This is a genomic window from Solwaraspora sp. WMMD937 (assembly GCF_029581175.1).
Taxonomy (GTDB): domain Bacteria; phylum Actinomycetota; class Actinomycetes; order Mycobacteriales; family Micromonosporaceae; genus Micromonospora_E.
This window is the reverse complement of the sequence record NZ_CP120738.1, coordinates 3,900,329-3,919,836: the sequence shown is the minus strand read 5'-3', so window position 1 is coordinate 3,919,836 and position 19,508 is coordinate 3,900,329. Positions and strand designations below refer to the sequence as shown.

The 19,508-nt window shown below is 71.0% G+C and carries 15 protein-coding genes; 5 read left to right on the top strand and 10 right to left on the bottom strand.

The genetic code is table 11. The annotated features are described in order from the left end of the window. Positions 1–2: 2 nt before the first annotated feature. On the bottom strand, positions 3–485 hold the full coding sequence (locus tag O7621_RS17280; RefSeq protein WP_282230212.1) for a type II toxin-antitoxin system PemK/MazF family toxin: 483 nt from the start codon (positions 483–485) through the stop codon (positions 3–5). Positions 486–579: 94 nt separating this feature from the next. Further along, positions 580–3,186: a rhamnogalacturonan lyase gene (locus tag O7621_RS17275; RefSeq protein WP_282230211.1), complete on the bottom strand. Its 2,607-nt coding sequence runs from the start codon at positions 3,184–3,186 to the stop codon at positions 580–582. A gap of 457 nt (positions 3,187–3,643) precedes the next feature. Between O7621_RS17275 and O7621_RS17270 the strand changes: the two genes are divergently transcribed. The 5 genes from O7621_RS17270 to O7621_RS17250 are packed head-to-tail and all read left to right on the top strand — an operon-like array spanning position 3,644 to position 8,967. Further along, a complete protein-coding gene (locus O7621_RS17270) occupies positions 3,644–5,161 on the top strand; it encodes an ABC transporter substrate-binding protein (RefSeq protein WP_282234633.1) in 1,518 nt (505 codons plus the stop codon). A gap of 9 nt (positions 5,162–5,170) precedes the next feature. Then, entirely contained in the window at positions 5,171–6,115 is a 945-nt protein-coding gene (locus O7621_RS17265) for an ABC transporter permease (RefSeq protein WP_282230210.1), read from the top strand. Further along, positions 6,112–6,969, top strand: coding sequence for an ABC transporter permease (locus O7621_RS17260; protein ID WP_282230209.1), 858 nt, complete (start codon positions 6,112–6,114; stop codon positions 6,967–6,969). The genes O7621_RS17265 and O7621_RS17260 overlap by 4 nt, the downstream gene beginning before the upstream one ends. Beyond that, positions 6,969–7,979 carry an ABC transporter ATP-binding protein gene (locus tag O7621_RS17255; protein WP_282230208.1) on the top strand — a complete coding sequence of 337 codons (1,011 nt, stop codon included), beginning with the start codon at positions 6,969–6,971 and terminating at the stop codon, positions 7,977–7,979. The genes O7621_RS17260 and O7621_RS17255 overlap by 1 nt, the downstream gene beginning before the upstream one ends. A gap of 25 nt (positions 7,980–8,004) precedes the next feature. After that, on the top strand, positions 8,005–8,967 hold the full coding sequence (locus tag O7621_RS17250; RefSeq protein WP_282234632.1) for an oligopeptide/dipeptide ABC transporter ATP-binding protein: 963 nt from the start codon (positions 8,005–8,007) through the stop codon (positions 8,965–8,967). A gap of 54 nt (positions 8,968–9,021) precedes the next feature. Here the strand turns inward: O7621_RS17250 and O7621_RS17245 are convergent, their stop codons facing one another. The 8 genes from O7621_RS17245 to O7621_RS17210 form a co-directional block, all read right to left on the bottom strand. Next, on the bottom strand, positions 9,022–10,332 hold the full coding sequence (locus O7621_RS17245) for a DUF6596 domain-containing protein (protein ID WP_282230207.1): 1,311 nt from the start codon (positions 10,330–10,332) through the stop codon (positions 9,022–9,024). Between the two features lie 6 nt (positions 10,333–10,338). Next, positions 10,339–10,731 carry a YciI family protein gene (locus O7621_RS17240; protein WP_282230206.1) on the bottom strand — a complete coding sequence of 131 codons (393 nt, stop codon included), beginning with the start codon at positions 10,729–10,731 and terminating at the stop codon, positions 10,339–10,341. 56 nt (positions 10,732–10,787) lie between these two features. After that, complete coding sequence (locus tag O7621_RS17235) at positions 10,788–11,399, bottom strand: PadR family transcriptional regulator (RefSeq protein ID WP_282230205.1); 612 nt, start codon at positions 11,397–11,399, stop codon at positions 10,788–10,790. Between the two features lie 151 nt (positions 11,400–11,550). Further along, entirely contained in the window at positions 11,551–13,233 is a 1,683-nt protein-coding gene (locus O7621_RS17230) for a cellulose binding domain-containing protein (RefSeq protein ID WP_282230204.1), read from the bottom strand. A gap of 344 nt (positions 13,234–13,577) precedes the next feature. Beyond that, positions 13,578–14,801, bottom strand: a complete 1,224-nt coding sequence (locus O7621_RS17225) for an MFS transporter (protein ID WP_282230203.1) — start codon at positions 14,799–14,801, stop codon at positions 13,578–13,580. 89 nt (positions 14,802–14,890) lie between these two features. After that, on the bottom strand, positions 14,891–16,411 hold the full coding sequence (locus O7621_RS17220) for a glycoside hydrolase family 43 protein (protein ID WP_282230202.1): 1,521 nt from the start codon (positions 16,409–16,411) through the stop codon (positions 14,891–14,893). A 70-nt stretch (positions 16,412–16,481) separates the two neighbouring features. Further along, on the bottom strand, positions 16,482–17,783 hold the full coding sequence (locus O7621_RS17215) for an SPFH domain-containing protein (RefSeq protein WP_282230201.1): 1,302 nt from the start codon (positions 17,781–17,783) through the stop codon (positions 16,482–16,484). Beyond that, on the bottom strand, positions 17,783–19,348 hold the full coding sequence (locus O7621_RS17210) for an SPFH domain-containing protein (protein ID WP_282230200.1): 1,566 nt from the start codon (positions 19,346–19,348) through the stop codon (positions 17,783–17,785). Before O7621_RS17210 ends, O7621_RS17215 begins: the two co-directional genes overlap by 1 nt. Positions 19,349–19,508: the final 160 nt, after the last annotated feature.

Genomic DNA, 19,508 nt, shown 5'->3' with positions numbered 1-19,508 from the left:
GGTCAGGACCAGCCGTAACCTGCCCGCAACGCCTGGCACACCCGGTCGAACCGGCCCCGGTCGAGGATGGCACCCTCACGCCGGATGCTGTCCTCCCGCATGGTGAGCACCCGGTCGAGCCGGATCCAACTCGGCCGGCCGTCGTCGCCCCAGGTGCCCAGCGACAGCCAGTGCCGCTGCCCGTCGCGGTCGGACTGGCTGGACAGCATCAGCCCGAACAGCGTGCGGCTGCGCCGGCCCACCACCAGGACCGGGCGGTCCTTGCCCTGCCGGGGGTCCTCCTCGTACGACACCCAGGTCCAGACGATCTCGCCGGGATCGGCGTGCCCGTCCAACTCGGGTGCGTACGACAGCTTCCGCCGTTGCAACGCGGCCACCTGCCGGCGCCGGGCCAGCTTGGCCGGTGTCGGGCGCCGTTGCGCCGGTATGCGTTGACCGGCCAGCCGGCCGACGGTCGCGGTCACGCCCTGCCACAGTCTTCCCACGACCGACGACCCTATCGGTAGGCACCACCAGCGGTGCGCGACGGGCTCGGCCCGTCGCACACCGCTGGTCAGCTCCCGGTCTGTCGAGTCGTGGTCAGCCGAGCATGTCGATGACGGTCCGGGCCTGGTGGGTCAGCGCGGCCGCGGCGGTCGGGTCGACCCGGTCGCGCCGCTGCGGATGCGTCAGATGGTGCACGAAGCGCTGCAGGGCCTGCGTTGCCGGGCCGGTGCGCCCCCGGTCGAGGTGCCACTGCGCCTGATCCAGCGCGGCGGACAGCCGGTGGGTGACCGGTCCGGTGATCGCGCCGTCGCGCCGGAATCCGTGGTACGCGCTCCGCAGCGCGGGCAGGCTGCCCGGTGCCCAGAGGTCCGGCACCGGCACCTTTGCGAAGTCGGTGTCGGCGGCCAGGTAGAAGCCGGGGTACGACGGCTGGTTGTAGGTGGTCTGCTGGCGGGCCACCTCGGCGCGGTACTGCGGATCGTGCAGCAGGGTGTACATCTTGCGATCGGTCACCTCGGTGCTCAGGTGGATCCGGATCGCACTGCTGTCGACCGTACGCAGCAGCAGTTCCTCCCGCCAGTCGCCGAGGACGTCGGCGACCAGGCCCGGGTTGCCCTTGGTGTAGTTGTTGGTCCGGGTGCCCTCGGCGGTGAGCAGCCGACCCCGGCGCCAGTCGTCGATGGTCGGGGTCTGGTCGATCGCGCCGTCGACGATCTGGGTGCTGCCGTCGGCCGCCCACCGGATGCTCATGTTGGTGCCGGGGGTCTGCGAGCCGAGCGGCTCGCCGGCGGCGGTGTGCAGGCCGAGTCCGCTGACCGCCCACACCTCGTGGCCGGGGTGCTGCGGGTCGATGTCGCCGATCATGCCCCGGCCGGTGTCCACTCCGGAGTAGGCGCCGAAGATCACCTCACCGGTGGCGGCGTCGAGCAGTCCGTGCCCGTACGGTGCCCACCGCCCGCCTTCGAAGACCAGGTATGCCTCCAGGCCAGGCCGGCGCGGGTCGATGTCGGTGACGTGCATGGCGTCGCCGTGGCCGAGCCGGGCCATGGTGCCCGGAGCCGCGCTGCCCGGCGGCAGCTGCGCGAACGCGCTGTACAACAGGCTGCCGTCGTCGTCGATGGTGGCGGCGCCGTAGACGATCTCGTGCCGGCCGTCGCCGTCGACGTCGGCTGCGCTGATCGAGTGCTGCCCCTGGGTGGTGATGGTGGCGAACTCGTCGTCGGTGCCGTCGCGACCGTGCGGCGAGTCGTCGAACGGGTTGGTCATCGGCGTCCAGCCGCTGTCGACGTACCACTGCTCGGTGAGCTTGCGCCCGTCCCATCCGTAAGCGACCAGGGTGGATCGGGTGTAGTAGCCGCGGGCGAAGACCGCCGACGGACGGCGGCCGTCCAGATAGGCCACCGCGGCGAGGAACCGGTCGACCCGGTTACCCGGCTCGATCCGCGACATCGCGTAATCGCCCCACATCAGGCCGTCGTCGTGCCGACCGGGCTGGTAGCGGACCGTCTGCAGCTCTTGCCCGGTGGCGCCGTCGAACACGGTGAGGTACTCGGGGCCGTCGACGATGAAGCCTTCGAAGGCACGCAGGTTGTTGCGGCTGCTGCGGGCCGGGGCGTAGACGTCGATGAAGTGGTCGGCGAGGGCCTGCGCGTCGGTCCGCGACAGCGGATACTCGTACGCCGGGTCGATGCCGAACGCCGCTTCCAGGGTGGCCGGCCAGTTGCCGGCGGCCACCTCCGGGTGGGCGTGCCAGCCCTGGAACATGTCGACCAGGTGGTCGTGGTAGTCGGCGGCGGACATCCGGTAGTCGTCGCGGTGCGAGTAGCCGGCCCGCCGGTCGGACTCCGGCATGGTGACGTAGCGTTCGTCGGCGATCCGGCCGTCGGGCCGGTAGCTGATCGTCCTGGTGCCGGGGGCGGTCTTGAGCATCATCTCCGAGCGGCCGTCGCCGTCGAAGTCGTAGACCAGGAACTGGGTGTAGTGGGCGCCCGCCCGGATGTTGACCCCGAGGTCGACGCGGTGCAGCAGGGTGCCGTCCAGCCGGTACGTGTCGAGGTAGACCGGTCCGGTGTAGCCGACCTGGGAGACGTCCTTGGAGTTGGACGGGTCCCACTTGACGACGAACTCGTACCGCCCGTCGCCGTCGACGTCGCCGACGCTCATGTCGTTGGCGGAGTAGGTGTACGCCTCGCCGGCCGGGGTGATCCCGTCGGCGGGGCGGCGCAGCGGCAGGTCGTGGTAGGCCTGCGACCACGGGTGCACCGGATCGCTGCGGTCGATCTCGACGCCGTCGATCACGGCGGCGACCTGGTAGCCGGCGCCGGTCGGGGGGTCGGTGTCCAGGTAGTTGGTGCTGTCGGTGACGGTGGCCAGCCGCTGGCCGTCCCGGTAGACGTGGAAGTCGGCACCGGTCATGCCGGTGGCACCGGAGCCGGTCACCTCGTGGCCGAGCAGTCGCCAACTGAGGAAGACGCCCTGGTCGGTGGCGGCGGCGACCAGGCCGCGGTCGAGATGTTCGAGTTGGACGGCGTGGGGGCGACCACCACCGGTCGGTCCGCCGGCGGGGCCGCGGACATCGTCGGCCCGGTCGGCGGACGCGGCGCCGGCCGGTACGCCGAGGGTCAGCGTGAGGACGCCGACGAGCAACGCCACGGCGGTGGGGGGACGGTGGGGACGGCGACGTCGGGTACGACGGTTCATCCGGAATCTCCTCGGTCGACGGGCGGCGTGGCCGGCGCTGGCCGACCGGCCGGCCGGCCGCAGGACGGTGTCAGGCACCCGTGACAATCGATGAAACGATACAAGAGACTGAAGGCTATGGATGCGTTCGCCAGTGTGTCAAGGCGAGCTGTCGTCGAATGAACCGTTCCATTCGTACTGCGGACCGAGCCGACGTGGACCACGGTCACCTGAGGTCATCGAGTTGTGACCCCTGCAACGATCGACTAGGGTCGGTGCACCGATCCGCAGCCAGTCGCGGCATCATCCGGCGGCACCACGCAGTTGGCGATGTGCACCAGCCCCGACGTGCACCATCCCGTCGACGCAACCCGGCCCGTCAAGCCCGTAACGGCGACAACGAGGTAGGAGACAGACGGTGAATCCCTCCCCAGCGTTCCCGCACCGGCGGCGATCCGCACGTACCGCCCGGTCTGCCGTGCGCGCGACGAGCCTCGCCGCCGTCGCGACGCTCGCGCTGGCCGGTTGCTCGGCCGGCGAGTCCCTGGAGACCGACGACGGGTCGGCCACCTCCGACGGCACGCTGGTGGTGGCCATCTCCAGCGAGCCGGACAGCCTCGACGTGCACGTCTCCACCGCGTCGCCCACCTTCCTGGTACTGGAGAACGTCTACGACACATTGGTGGAGCCGGCCCCCGACCTGAGCTTCCAACCCGCGCTGGCCACCGAGTGGGAGGTCAGCGAGGACCTGCTCACCTGGACCTTCCAGCTGCGCGACGGCGTCACCTGGCACAACGGGCGGGAGTTCACCGCCAGCGACGTGGTCGCCAGCTTCGAACGGATCACCGACGCGGAGACCGCAGCGAACGCCTGGCGGTTCGAAACCGTCGACGAGGTACGCGAGGTCGACGACCGTACAGTGGAATTCGTCCTCAACCAGCCGACCCCCAACCTGCTGGCCAACATCGGCGGGTTCAAGGGGATGGCGATCGTCGCCCCCGAGCTGATCGACGGAGACGGACTGACCACCGACGCGATCGGCACCGGGCCGTTCCGGTTCGTCAGCTACACCCCCGGTGACCGGATCGTGCTGGAGGCCAACCCGGACTACTGGGGCGACGGACCGTACGTCGACCGGGTCGAGTTCCGGTTCGTCTCCGAGCCGACCACCGCGCTGACCAACCTGCGCACCGGTGCCGTGCACCTGACCAACAACGTGCCTGCCCAGGAGATCGCCACCCTGCGCGACGACCCCGATGTAGAGCTCGGCCAGCAGGCCAGCAACGACTACTGGTACTTCACCTGCAACTTCGACCGGGCGCCGTTCGACGACATCGACGTACGCCGGGCGCTGTCGTTCGCCATCGACCGCGAACAGGTGGCCCAGGCCGCCTTCTTCGACGCCGCGACGCCGGTGCAGTCGGCGATGCCGCCGGGCAACTTCTGGGCCACCGACTACGCCCCGTTCAGCCACGATCCGGACCAGGCCCGCGAGCTGCTCGCCGACGCCGGCGTCACCGACCTCACCGTCGACCTGATGCTGACCAACGAGTATCCGCACACCCTGGCCGCCGCCGAGGTGATCGCCAGCCAGTGGGGCGACGTCGGCGTCAACGCCGAGATCCGTACCCTCGACTTCGCCAGCTGGCTCGACGAGCAGGGCAACGGCAGCTACGACTGCTACATCCTCGGCTGGCTGAACAACCTTGACGGCGAGTACGCCTACTACGCCCAGCACCACTCCGCCGGTTCGTTCAACTTCCACGGCTACGCCAATCCGCAGGTCGACCGGTACCTCGACCAGGCCCGGGCCAGCGTCGAGGACACCGAACGGCGCGACCTCTACCACCAGGCGGCTGAGCTGATCATCGACGAGGTCAGCTACGGCTACCTGTACAGCCCGCAGGCCACCCTGGCCTGGGCGCCGCAGGTGTCCGGCGTGGAGATGCACCCGGACGGCAAGACCCGGCTGCGGACCGTACGGCTGGCCGACTGAGCTGGCGCGATGACGCGCTTCCTGCTCTGGCGGGCGTTGCAGACGGCCATCGCGATGCTCGGGGTCAGCGTCGCGGTCTTCCTGATCGTCCAGCTGGTGCCGGGCGACCCGATCCGGCTGGCCCTGGGCACCCGCTTCGACGAGGAGCTTTACCAGGCGATGCGGGCCCGCGCCGGGCTGGACCAGCCGCTGCTGACCCAGTACGGCGGCTGGCTGGCCCGCGCGCTCAGCGGGGACCTGGGGGTCAGCTTCCGCAGCGGTGAGCCGGTCACCCGGCTGCTGCTGGCCCGGCTCGGCCCGACCAGTTTGCTCGCCGGCGCGGCGCTGGCCGTCGCGCTGGCGATCGCGCTGCCGTTGGGCATCGTCTCCGCGGTGCGCTCCGGGTCGCTGGTGGACCGGATCGCCACCGGGTTCAGCCAGCTGTGGATCTCGGTGCCGGACTTCTGGAGCGGGATCATGTACATCCTGCTCTTCGCGCTGCTGCTGGGCTGGCTGCCGGCCTCGGGTTACGTGTCCCCGTTGGACGATCCGGTCCGTGCTGCCCGCCACCTGGTGCTGCCGGCGATGACCGTGGGGCTGATCTCCGGTTCGGTGCTGACCCGGTTCGTCCGCTCGGCGGTGCTGGAGGCGCTGCACCAGGACTACGCCCGTACCGCCCGGGCCAAAGGGCTGTCCCGCTGGCAGACGGTCCGCCGGCATGTGCTGCCCAACGCCTGGATCTCCATCGTCACCGCCGTCGGCCTGCAGCTCGGTTTCCTGCTCGGCGGAGTGGTGATCGTCGAGGTGATCTTCGAGTGGCCCGGTCTGGGCCGGTTGGCGTACGACGCGGTCGTCCGACGTGACTACAGTCTGCTGCAGGGTGCGGTGCTGGCTATCGCGTTGATGTTCCTGGTGGTCAACTTCCTGGTGGACCTGCTCTACGGCTACCTCGACCCGCGGGTACGGCGCCGATGACCCGCCGACTGATCCTGTTGCTGCTGGGCAACCGGCTGGCCCTGGCCGGGCTGCTGGTGCTGGCCGGGCTGGCGGCGGTCGCCATGGTCGGGCCGTGGCTGGCCCCGTACGACCCGAACGAGGTCGACGTGCCTGGCCGGCTCGCGGGCCCGTCGTGGGCGCACCCGTTCGGCACCGACAACCTCGGCCGGGACGTACTCAGCCGGGTGCTGGTCGGTGCCCGGGTGTCGCTGCAGGTCGGGTTCGTCGCGGTGGGCATCTCGCTGACCGCCGGGCTGCTGATCGGGCTGGTCGCCGGCTTCTACTCCAGCGCGACGGACGCGCTGCTGATGCGCACCATGGATGTGCTGTTCGCGTTCCCGGCGATCCTGCTGGCGATCGCGGTGCTGGCCATCCTCGGGCCGGGCATCACCAACGCGATGATCGCCATCGGTATCGTCTACACGCCGATCTTCGCCCGGATCGTGCGGGCCGCGACACTCGTCGTCTCGGCCCAGCTGTACGTCCGGGCCGCCCGCGCCGTCGGCGCCGGCGACCTGCGGATCCTCCTGCGCCATGTGCTGCCGAACATCGCCGCGCCGGTGATCGTGCAGACGTCGCTGAGCCTGGCGTTCGCGATCCTGGCCGAGGCGGCGCTGTCGTTCCTCGGCCTCGGTGTGCAGCGACCCGACCCGGCCTGGGGCCGGATGCTCGCCGAGGGCCGCGACTTCGTCAGTCAGGCACCGTGGATGGGCATCTTCCCCGGTCTGGCGATCTTCGCGACCGTGCTGGCGTTCAACGTGGTCGGCGACGGGCTGCGCGACGCGCTCGACCCACGGCAACGGTCGGTCATCGAGTCGAGGGGGCAGGGCTGATGGCCGGCGACCCGGTGCTGTCGGTACGGGACCTGACGGTGCGCATCGGCACCCGGCGAGGGGTGGCGAGGGTGGTCAACGGGGTCAGCTACGACGTGCACCCGGGCGAGACGCTGGCCATCGTCGGCGAGTCGGGGTCCGGCAAGTCGGTCGCCGCGCTGGCGGTCCTCGGCCTGCTCGACGAGGCGGCCACCGTCGCCGGGCAGGTGTTGCTGAACGGTGTGAACCTGCTGGCCGCCGGGGAGCGACAGCTGCGGCGGATCCGTGGCAACGAGATCGCGATGGTCTTCCAGGACCCGATGACCTCCCTCAACCCGGTCAAGACGATCGGGTCGCAGTTGGTCGAGCCGATCGAGCTGCACGGCGTGGCCACCGGCGCGGCGGCCCGCGACCGGGCAGTGGAGCTGCTCGAACAGGTCGGGCTGCCGGACGCCCGGGACCGGCTCGGCGACTACCCGCACCGGTTCTCCGGCGGGATGCGCCAGCGGGTCATGATCGCGATGGCGCTGGCCTGTGAGCCGAAGGTGCTGCTCGCCGACGAGGCGACCACCGCGCTGGACGTCACCACCCAGGCACAGATCCTCGAAGTGGTCGCCGGGCTGCAACAACGGCTGGGTCTCGGGGTCGTCTGGATCACCCACGACCTGGGGGTGGTGGCCGGGATCGCCGACCGGGTGGCGGTCATGTACGCCGGCCGGATCCTGGAACAGGCACCGGTCGACGAGCTGTACGCCGCGCCCCGGCACCCGTACACGATGGGGTTGTTGGCGGCGGTACCCCGGGTCGGCACCGAGCGGCCGCGCCGGCTGACGACGATCCCCGGTCAACCGCCGGACCCGACGGCGCTGCCGCCGGGCTGCGCGTTCCATCCGCGTTGCGGCTACCGGCACGATCCACGGGCGGCCACCGAGGTGCCGCCGCTGCGCGCGGTCGGCCCGGGGCACCGGGTGGCCTGCTTCTACGACGTAGACGGTGGCACCGCCGCCGGCACGGACGGTGCGCGTGACTGAGCAGCCGCTGTTGAGCGTGACCGACCTGCGGGTGCACTTCCCGGTCGCCGCTGGTGGGGTACGCCGCCGGCCGGATGCGGTGGTCCGGGCGGTCGACGGGGTGAGTTTCACCGTGGCGGCCGGCGAGACGCTGGGGCTGGTCGGCGAGTCGGGTTGCGGCAAGAGCACCACCGGGCTGGGCCTGCTGCGACTGGTCGAACCCACCGGTGGACGGGTGAGCGTGAGGGGCACCGAGGTCACCGCGCTGCGCCGGCGGGAGCTGCGGGCGATGCGCCGGCAGCTCACGATGATCTTCCAGGATCCGTACGCGTCGCTGGACCCCCGGATGACGATCGGCTCGGTCGTCGCCGAGCCGTTGGCGGTGCACGGCCTGCACCGGGGGTCGCGGGCCCGCCGGCACCGCGTCGGTGAACTGCTGGAACTCGTCGGCCTCGACCCGGACCACGCGCACCGGCACCCGCACGAGTTCTCCGGCGGGCAGCGCCAGCGGGTGGGCATCGCCCGCGCGTTGGCCTGTGAGCCCGAGCTGATCGTCGCGGACGAGCCGATCGCCGCGCTCGACGTGTCGATCCAGGCGCAGATCATCAACCTGTTGGAGGACCTGCGCGACGAGCTCGGGCTGTCGTATCTGTTCATCGCCCACGACCTGGCTGCGGTCGGGCACCTCAGTGACCGGATCGCGGTGATGTATCTCGGCCGCATCGTGGAGGTGGCCGACCGGGCGACGCTGTTCGCCCGGCCGGCGCACCCCTACACCCGGGCGTTGCTGTCCGCGGTGCCGCTGCCCGACCCGGTCGCCGAGCGGGCCCGGGAACGGATCATCCTGCGGGGTTCGGTGCCGTCTCCCGCCGACCCGCCGAGTGGCTGCAACTTCCGGACCCGCTGCCCGGCGGCGTTCGACCGGTGCGCCGTCGACGATCCGGTGCTGACCCTGCGCGGCGACGGCCACCTGGCCGCCTGCCACCTGCCGGACGACGCCGCCGGCTGAATCGAACCCGGGTCGGTCAGCGGCCTGCGGAGTGTATGACGGCCCGGTACCGGCTCAGTCGACGCGGGTCGCGGCCTCGGCGGCGGCCAGCCGACGCCGCAGATGTTCCCGGTCCGGTTCGGTGCCGGCCAGGTCCCCCGCCTGCCGGTAGGCGTCGGCCGCGTCGGCGTACCGGCCGAGCCGGTGCAGCAGATCGGCCCGGGCGGCCGGCAACGGGTGGTACGACCGCAGGCGCGGATCGGCGGCCAGGTCGTCGAGCAGGGCCAGACCGGCTGCCGGGCCGTCCCGCATGGCCACCGCCACCGCCCGGTTCAGCGCCACCACCGGCGACGGTGCCACCCTCAGCAGTACGTCGTAGAGGGCGACGATCTGCGGCCAGTCGGTGCCGGCGACGTCGGGCGCCTCGTCGTGCAGCGCGGCGATGGCAGCCTGCAGCCCGTACGGGCCCGGTGCGCCGCCGGTCAACGCCGTGCGGGCCAACGCACAGCCTTCCCCGATCATTGGACGGTCCCACCGACGCCGGTCCTGCTCGTCGAGGAGCACGGGCACCCCGTCCGGTCCGGTCCGGGTATGTCGGCGGGCGTGCACCAGCAGCAGCAGACCGAGCAGTCCGGCGGTCTCCCGTTGCGCGGGCAGCAACCGGTGCAGGATGCGGGCCAGCCGGATAGCCTCCTCGGCCAGGTCCAGGCGTTGCAGGCGAGGGCCGGAGCTGGCCGCGTAGCCCTCGGTGAAGATCGAGTACACCGCCTGCAGGACACCGGGAAGCCGCTGCGGTAACTCGTCGGTGCCGGGTACCCGGAACGGGATCCGCGCGTCGCGGATCCTGCGTTTCGCCCGGACGATCCGCTGGGCCATGGTTGCCTCCGGCACCAGGAAGGCCCGGGCCACCTCGGCGGTGGTCAACCCGCCGAGGCAGCGCAGGGTCAGCGCCACCCGGTCCTCCTCGGTCAGCGCCGGGTGGGCGCAGGTGAAGAACAGGGCGAGCCGGTCGTCGGGCAGGTCCCGGTCGACGTCCGCCGCCGGAGCCGGGTCGGCCCGGTCCGCCTCGGTCTGCAGCACCGCGATCCGCAGGGCCAACGTTCGGTCGCGGCGAATGCGGTCGACGGCCCGGCGGCGAGCGGTGGTCAGCAGCCACGCGCCGGGACGGGTCGGCACCCCGGAGACCGGCCAGTGCGTCAGCGCCGCCTCGATGGCCTCGGCGGCGGACTCCTCGGCCAGGTGCAGGTCACCGAAGCGGCGTACCAGGGTGGCGAGCAGCCGGCCGTGCTCCTCGCGGAACACGGCCGCCACCGACGCGCGTACCGCCGCCGGGTCGGTTTCCGGGGCCCGGGCGGCTGGGTGGTCCTGCGGCTCGCCGCCGATCATCCGGTGTCAGAGCCCGAAGTCGGCGATCGGACGCACCTGCACCGATCCCCCGTCGCGGGCGCCGGGCGAGCGGGCCGCCCAGTCCAGCGCGACGTCCAGGTTTGGTACGTCGATGACGTCGTACCCGCCGAGCACCTCACGGCTCTCGGCGAACGGACCGTCGGTGACGATCCGTTGTCCGTCGACGTCGACCTTGACCGAGGTGCAGGTGGTCAGGTCGGCCAGGGCATTGCCGCTGACCCAGATGCCGGCGTCCTTCATCTGCTTGTCGTAGGCCATCCAGTCCTCGACGGTGCACTGCGCCCCGGGCTGGTCCGGGCTGTCGGTCGGCGCACTGACGAACAACAGCATGTACTTCATGTCGGGCTCCTCGCAGGTGGTGGTGTTGTCGTACGCCATGACGACGATCGGCGGGCCGGCGTTTCGACAGCTGATCCCTGCGAATCCTGCAGGAACTACTCGGAGTCGGCCAGGATGCCGTACAGCTTGCGGCGGGTTTCGTCGAGTACGGCCAGGGCCCGCTCCCGCTGCTCGACGGTGCCGTTCATCATCACGTGGCGCAGCGCGTGCAACGTCTGCATACCGGATTCGCGCACGTCGTGCCAGCTCTCCACGGTTTCCGGGGCGAGCTGCGTCCACGGTGCCTGCTCGGCGGCCTGCTCGGCCTCGGGGCGGCCGGCGTCGGTCAACGCGTACTGCCGGCGGCTGCCGCCGGCCGCGTCCACGGTCCCGACGACCAGCCCTTCGTCCTCGAGCAGTTGCAGGGTGGGATAGATCGATCCCGGGCTCGGTCGCCAGGCACCGCCGGTGCGGGAGTCGAGTTCCCGGATCATCTCGTACCCGTGCATTGGTCCTTCGACGAGCAGGGCGAGCACGGCGGCACGCACGTTCGGCCGGCGGCGGCCGCGGCCGCCGCCCCGGCCCCGCCACGGGCCGCCGCCCGGTCCTGCGCCGAAGCCAGGACCGGGACCAAAGCCGGGGCCGGGACCGGGACCGAACGGCGGGAATCCGAATCCGCCCCGCATCCATGCCTGCGGTCCGCCGTGGAACCGGTGGTGGAACTTCATGGCTGCCTCCAACGATGCTTTGTCGATACACTGACGATATATCGTCAACCCGTCGGCGACAACATGCCGTACGCCCGGCGGGTGCAGGACCCGCCGGGCGTACGGTGATGTGGTGCATTTGCTATGAAATGTTGGTTTCCCGAGCTCTCTGTCAGCTACGTGCCCCGAGGTTCGGGTAACTGCGTGGTTGCAGAAAGGCGGAGCTCCGGATGTCGCCGTCCGCATCGCGCGGGCCGGTCAACACCGAAGGGTCCGTGCTGAGCAGATCCGAGTTGCTCCAGGAACTCTTGATGTTCCACGAGTTCCCGGTCGCCGTGGAGTTGCCCAGCGACACCCCCGCCCCGTTGCTGACCGCGAGGTTCGCGGTCAACCGCGAGGTCGAGTTCGCGAACTTGTACCCGCTGTCGCCGTTGTTCCAGGCCGTGGTGCGGTCCACCGTGATGGTGCCCGGGTTGCCGTTGTCGATGAACCCGCTCACCGCGTTACTGAACGAGAAGCTGTTACGGATGGTGTGGTTCGCGGCCGGGTCGGGGTCACCGCCGCCCATCTTGAACCCGTTGCCGTCGCCGCTGTAGTTGGGCAGACCCCACCGGTTGAAGCCGTTACCCCAGGCCGCAGAGTCCTCGACGAGGATCGGAGAGGCGAACTCCCAGGCGTCGAAACCGTCGTCGGAGTTGTTCCACAGCCGGGCTCCGCGTACCACGTTGCCGTTGCCGGAGCCCTCCTTGATGGCCAGGCCGTCGGCGCTCTCACCGTTCTTGCGTGGATCCCGGTTGCCGTACGAGTCGAGGTTGATCACCTGGTTGTTGCTGGCCGCGCCCTGGATCTGCAGGCCGGACTCGTAATTGTCGCGGGTGACGAGGCGTTCGAAGACGTTGTTGCTGCAGTCGCGGCAGAAGATGGCGTACGGGCCGTGCGCGATCTCCAGGTCACGCACCCGCCAGTAGTCGGCCTCGATGTGCAGCACGCCGCGTTCGAGATTTGGAATGCTGCCACCGACCGGGGCCGGGGTGTGCGGCAGGTTCTCCCCGTCGAGAACCACCCGCTCCCGGTTGTAGCTGGTGATCGTGTACGGGTTGGCTGAAGTGCCGTCCTTCATGATCCGCACGTTGGTGCTGAACTGGTAGGTGCCGCCCCGCATGGCGATCGTCGTGCCGGGGGAAGCCAGGGTCACCGCCCGAGCCAGGGTCGCCAGTGGAGCCCCGAGTGTGCCAGGATTCGCGTCGTTTCCGTTGGTCGCGACGATAAGCGTGTTGACAGGTGGCGCTGTCGTCGGTGGCGGCGCAGTCGTCGGTGGCGCAGTCGTCGGTGGCGGCGCTGTCGTCGGTGGCGCAGTCGTCGGTGGCGGCGCTGTCGTCGGTGGCGCTGTCGTCGGTGGCGGCGCGGTGGTCGGTGGCGGGCTGGTGGGAACGGGTCCGTTGCAGACCGTGCCGTTGAGAGTGAAGGTCGTCGGCACTGGGTTCGACGAGTTGTTCCAGGTGCCGTTGAATCCCCCGGTCACAGTGCCGCCGGTAGGGATCGACGCGTTGTAGCTGACATTTCGCAGGACGACGGTGCCACTGGCCGGGTCGGCAGTGAATCCCCAGGACTGGGTAATTGCCTGGCCGGCAGCGAAAGTCCAACTCAGCGTCCAGCCGTTGATCGGCGCACCGTGGTTGGTAACGGCGAGGTTGGCACCGAAGCCACCCGGCCATTGCGCAGCGACGGTGTACGTGACCTGGCAGCCGCTGGCGGCGCTGGCCGACAGGGTGGTCACCGCGGTCATCCCCGCAGTGAAAGCCACGGTGGCCACGGCCGCCACCGGCCACGCCGGCCGTCGGAGGTGTCGAGTCATGGATTCTCCTGGTGGTCGATCCAGCGGTTACCGGCAGGCAGCACGCCCACTGACGACCGGGACCACTGGTGGGTGAGGTTCGACGATGAGACAGCAGTTGGCATCCGCCGACCGGCCGGTGCCGGCCGGTCGGCCGAGTCACCTCCTGAACCTCGGTAACCTGCGGTGAGGTGCGTGAAAGCGCTTTCCACAACACATCATATTGATAGATGTCATCACGTCAACAGCCGGGAGTCTGCTGCCCGGCCGGGTCGACCTGAGGGACCTGCTCGTCGACGCGGGGGACAGGGCCGCGCAGCGATGACCGCGCTGATCCCTTGGGCATCCTCGAGGCCCGCGACGCGTCAGCGAAACGTGGGATGGATCAGGACGAAGGCCGTGACACACGCCATCACGACAGCACCGATCAGCACCGGCAGCGGCGCCCAGACCGCGTACAACGCCGTACTGGCGGTCGGTGCGAGCACGAAGGTGAGCCCGTTGGTGGCACCGATCAGGCCGGCCAGCCCGCCCTGTTCCTCGCGGCGAACCGCCAGCGTCGGACCGGCGACGTAGCCGGGCATCGCGATACCGAGACCCAGTCCGATCATGGCCATCGCGACCACCAGGAACGCGATGTGCGTGTCGGGCACCAGCAGAGCGAACCCGACCAGCCCGACAGCACCGCCGACCCGCAGCAGCCTCGCCGGCCGCCAGCCGCTGCGCGGCACCACGACGGTCTGCGCGAACGCCATCCCGACACCGGCGGCGAGCAGCGCCGTACCGGCGATCAACCCGGTCGCCTCCGCATCCAGTCCGAACCGGTCCTGGACGAGGAATCCGCTGACCACCTGGACGAAGCCGAGCGCGGTGAACATGCCGAACCCGGCGAGCAGGTACGGCCACACCCGGGCGTCCCACGCGCTGACCCGTACCGGCTCCTCGATCAGCTCGGTACGGTGCTCCCGGCGTAGCCGCACCGCGACGACGACCAGCCCGGCGGCCAGCAGCACCGGCACCACCACCAGCGGAGCCATCAGCCCGAACCCGGCGAGCAGCCCGCCCACCAGCGCGCCGACGACCATCGCCACGCCCTGCACCGCCCCGATCCCGGCCATCCCCCTGACCCGGGCGGACTGGTCGTCGGTGACGTCGGCGATGTACGCCTGCGCGGTCGGCGGCACGGCGGCGAGCGCGGCTCCGAACCCGACGCCCCGGAACGCCACGAAGAGCAGGAACAACGTGCTGCCGGTCACGACGCCCCGCATGCCGAGGTCGGCGAGCAGCGCGAACAACGCCATCGTCAGGGTGGCCAGGGTGAACGCTGCGACCAGCACCGGCTTGCGGCCCCAGGACTGGGACCGGCGCCCCCACAGTTGGCTGGTGGCCACGACCGTCAACGCGGAGATGCTGATCGTCACCCCGACCTGCCACTCGGCGAGGCCGATCTCCCGGGCCAGCGGAGCGATGATCGGGTTCATCGACATCTGACCGAGGAAGACCAGGAAGACCGCGCCGAGCAGCAGCGGGATCTGCGGCCGTGGGACACCGGCCGGGCTGTCGGCGCTGGCCGTGCCGGGTGAGACCATCCGGTCACGCTAACCACCGGTGATCATCGGCACCAAGGACGCCGGTCACACCTGCCACCCCGGCTGACCAGCGACGATGGCGGTAGCCGTCACACCTGGCAGCCGTGGTCCGGGAGGTAGTCGAACCAGTCGAAGCGGACCGTGCCGGTGGCGGCGTACATGCCGATCACCCGGCCGGTGAAGCCTCCGGCGACCTCGGTCGACAGGTAACGGCCGTCGAGCTCGGCCAGGACGGTGAACTCACCGTCACCGGTTTCGAGGCCGAGCCGCAGCACGTCCGGCCCCTGCCGGGGATGCCAGGTCGGCGACGGGACGGCGTCGACCCGCAGCACCACCGGCCCGGGCGGCACCGGTCGGGCATCCAGCACCGGCCGCAGCGGGCCGATCCGGGCCGCGACGTGCACCTCGCCGCCGCCGGCCTCGACCGTGTAGTGGTGGTTCTCGTCCATCCGCACCGCCAGGCCGCCCCGGCCGGCACCCGGGTCGATCAGGGTCCGGACCCGGCAGGACAGGTGCTGCTGACGGCGGCCGACGAAGGTGACGTCCGGGGCGTCGAGCGACGCGCCGCGCGCGTGCAGGGTCAGCCAGCCGGGCGGCCGGCTCGTCGACCAGGCGTCGGCGGGCCGGGACCGCACCGACAGCCACTGTGGGTGCAGCGGGTCGCCGTCGAAGTCGTCCCGGGTCGGCGGCGGTGTCACCGGCTCCGCCGGCCAGCGCGGGGCGGTCATCCGCTCGGTGAGCGCGCCGACGACCGGCCAGTCGTCGACCCAGTCGACCGGGGTGAGGAACGTCTCCCGGCCGAGCACGTGCCAGCCGGGGGTGCCGCCGCGCGGTCGGGCGCCGAGCAGGACCAGCCACCAGGAGCCGTCCGGTGCCTGGACGAGGTCGCCGTGGCCGGTGTTCTGGATCGGCAGGTCGGTGCCGCGGTGGGTGAGGATCGGGTTCGCCGGGCACGGCTCGAACGGGCCGTCCGGTGCCGGGCCCCGGGCGACGGAGATGCCGTGGCCGCGTTCGGTACCGCCCTCGGCGATCAGCAGGTACCAGTAGGCACCGATCCGGTACAGGTGCGGGGCCTCCGGTGCCTGGGCTCCCGGGGTGCCGGACCACAGCCGGCGGGTCGGCCCGAGCGCGGCACCGGTCCGCGGGTCGATGCGGACCTGCCCGACGCCAGCGGTCGTGCACCAGCAGTTGCCGTCGTCGTCCCAGGTCAGGTCGGGGTCGATGCCGGCCACGCCGGGCAGCGGCACCGGGTCCGACCACGGACCGGCCGGGTCGACGGCGGAGACCAGCAGGTTGCCGCCGCCGTCCGCCACGTTGGTGGTGATCAGCCAGAACCGGCCGTCATGGTGGCGCAGGGTGGGTGCGTACACCCCGCCGGACGACGGTGCCGACGCGGGGATGGTCAGCTGCTCGGGGCGGTCCAGCACGTTGCCGATCTGGGTCCAGTTGACCAGGTCGCGGCTGTGGAAGATCGGTACGCCGGGAAAGTACTCGAAGCTGGAGCAGGCCAGGTAGTAGTCGTCGCCGACCCGGCAGACGCTCGGGTCCGGGTGGAAGCCGGGCAGCACCGGGTTGGTGAACCCACCGTCGACCCATCCGTCCACTGTCATGTCGTCCTCCCCGGTCCGGTGTGCGGTGGATGCACCGTACCCGGACCGGGGTCGACCTCGGTCGGGTCGTTCAGTCGGCGTCGTCTGCGCTCGCGGCGGCGCCGCGGGCCGGCAACGCGACGGTACGCGGCAGCAACTGCGCGGTGAGCAGGGTGGACAGTGCCGAGGCGTCGCCGCCGCCGGTACCGTCGGTGCGTACCACCACCGGCTGCGGGGCCTTGCCGGCGAGCGCAGCGCCCACCTCCAGCCGGCGCAGCGCCAGCTCGTACTGCAGGACCGCCCGGTTGTCCCGGTACGCCTGGGCCAGCCGGCGTTGCGCCTTGGCCTCGTTCTCGGCGGCGATCAGCCCACTGCGGCCCCGGGTCTCGATCTCGAACCGGACCCGCTGCGCGTTGGTCTCCTGCTCCTCCAACAGCTGCGCGACCTGCTCGCGAGCCTTGTTCAGGGCCGCCTTGACCTCGACGAACCGGGCGTCGCGCACCTTCTTGGCCCGCTCGATGTCCATCTGCAGGCTGTCGATGCGCCGCTTGCGGGTCAGCCCCCACTCCTGCTCGTACGCGGCGTGCTCCTTGGCGACCCGCTCCCGGGTGGCCAGGTGCTGCTGGTACTGGGCGGGCAGCTGCACGTCGGGGATGTTGCAGCCGGTGATCCGCACGCCGTAGCGGGACAGCTGCCGGTTGAGCAGCTCCTGCATGTCGGCGACGTCGGAGCCACGCAGGTCGTACGCCCGTTCGGTCTGCACCTGGCGGGCCCGCTGCCGGATGGCGTCCTGCACGGCGCTGGACAGCACCAGGTCGAAGTTGCCGGCGCCGATGGCCCGGACGAACAGCACCGCGTCGGTGATCCGCAGCTTCATGAAGAACTCGATCGAGCGCAGCGGCACGTTCTCCCGGGTCGGGCAGGCCATCACCGGCGCCGAGTACGGAATCTCGGTGGCCACGTCGACGACGAAGTCGACCCGCGACCAGGGATGCCACAGGTAGTGCCGGCCCGGTTCCAGGGTGCGCACGACCGCCCCGTAGCGGGTCAGCACCCCATGAGTGCCCTGTTCGATCTCCACGATGGACGACCGCCACCACCAGAGCGCGCCGAGCAGCAGCAGCGCCACGCCGGCGAGATAGCTGGCTGTGGCGAGGGCGCCGTACGCGGCGCCGACCAGCCCGTCGGCACCGTGCAGGGTGAACATCACGCCGGACAGCAGGGCGAGCAGACCGAGCCAGAGCGGCACCATCCAGCCGAGCCGGCGCCGGTGCTTGGGAATCACCACCGGTACGAGGCTGCCCGCGTCACCGCCGCGCAGCAGCTGGGCGAGCTCGCTCCACGGCGCCACCGCCTCGGAGATGACCGACCTGCCGCCACTGAGTTTGCTCATCACCGCTGTGCCTCCGGGTCGTCGTCGGTCGGCTCAGGCGCACCGGGAGCCAGGGAAACGCCGGCGTCGGTGCCCGGCACTGTCGGTTGGTCGGCCGCACGCAGCGCGGCGATCTCCGGCTCACGTTCGGCGATCCGGGCGGCGACCTCGGTCAGCCGGGTACGCATCGCGGCCATGTCGGTCTCGCTGAACAGCTCGGCACCTCGTTCGCCGACCAGTTCGCGGGCCAGTTTCAGCAGGTCCACGCCCACCGCGCCGTCCGGGCCGGTGGAGCCACCGATGCGCACCAGCCGGGGCAGGTGGTCGGCGACCTCCTCCAGGGTGTCGAGCACCTCCCGCTGGTAGCGGTAGTCGAGGATCTCCGGTGCTTCGGCGGCGGTGACCGCCCGGATGTCCAGGGCCTGCGCCTCCAGCAGGGCGGCGTTGGCCCGTGCCTCGGACTCGGCCAGCACGTACCGCTGGCGGGCGAGCGCCTCGGCACGGTTGGTCTCCCGCTCGACCGCGGTGTCCATCTGCGCCTGGTACTGGGCGATCTCGGCCTGGATGCCGGAGAGGGTCTCGTGCAGGGTGGCCAGCTCCTTGGTCAGGTCGCCCTCGTCCTGCTCCTTGCGCAGCTGCAACGCGTACTGGTGGGTGTAGGCGTCCTTGGCGACCCGCACCATCTCGGGCGCGGCGAGGTCCATCCGGTACTCCCGGTCGGACGGCTCGGCGTGGGTGATGTTCGCGTTGGTCAGCTCGACCGCCGGGAGGAACTGCTGGTTGAGCTGCTCCAGCAGGCGACCGGTGTCCTCGCCGACCATGTTGTAGATGTCGGCGGCCTGCTGTTCGTAGATCAGGCTGCGGATGGTCTCGCTGACCGCGTTGCTGAGCTTCTCCTCGAAGCCGCGGACCGCGCCGAGGGTGTAGACGAACTCCACCGGGTCACTGATCCGGAACTGGATGAACAGGTCGATGGACGCCTTCACGCCGCCCTTGGTCGGGGCCTCACGCACCGGTGCGTTGAACGGGTACTCGCGGGTGGTGTTGACGATGTACGACACCCGCTTCCACGGGTTCAGCAGGATCACCCGGCCGGGGCCGACGACCTGCTCCAGCTTGCCGAACCGGGTGATCAACGCGGCGCAGCCGTCCGGCACCATCACCATGCCCTGGCGCCACCAGACGAAGCCGACGGCGAACAGCGACAGCACCCAGTAGTGGATCCCGAACAACGGGTTGAGTAACAGGTCGCCACCGGCGACCGAGACCACCGCGGAGCCGAGTACGCCGAGCACCAGCAGCAGCGACACCGGCAGCATGGTGAGCAGCGAACGGCCGCGCGGAATCACCATCGGGCAGATGACGTGCGCCGCGCCGCCCTCGCCGCGCCGCTGCTCACTGCGGTTGAGCACCTCCCCCGCGTCGTCCAGCGGCACCCGGCGCTGTTCCATGACGGTGTCGATGCTCCCGCCGAGGTCACGGGCCGCCGGGAAGTCGACCGGGTCCATCCCGTCCTCGACCGGCTGACCGCCGCCGGCCCCGCCGGTGCCGGCACCGCCACGGCGGCGCAGCTCGGCCATGGCCATCTGACGTGGATCGTTACCCTCGGCTATCGCATAGGCGGCGTTGCGTATACCTTGTTGGACCCGTGACACGGTTCCCCTTCCGCAGCTCTCGGTCGGCGCCCGACTCGGCCGGCTCGGCGCACCGGTCCCGCGAAATGCTAGCCACCCAGGTCAACCGGGG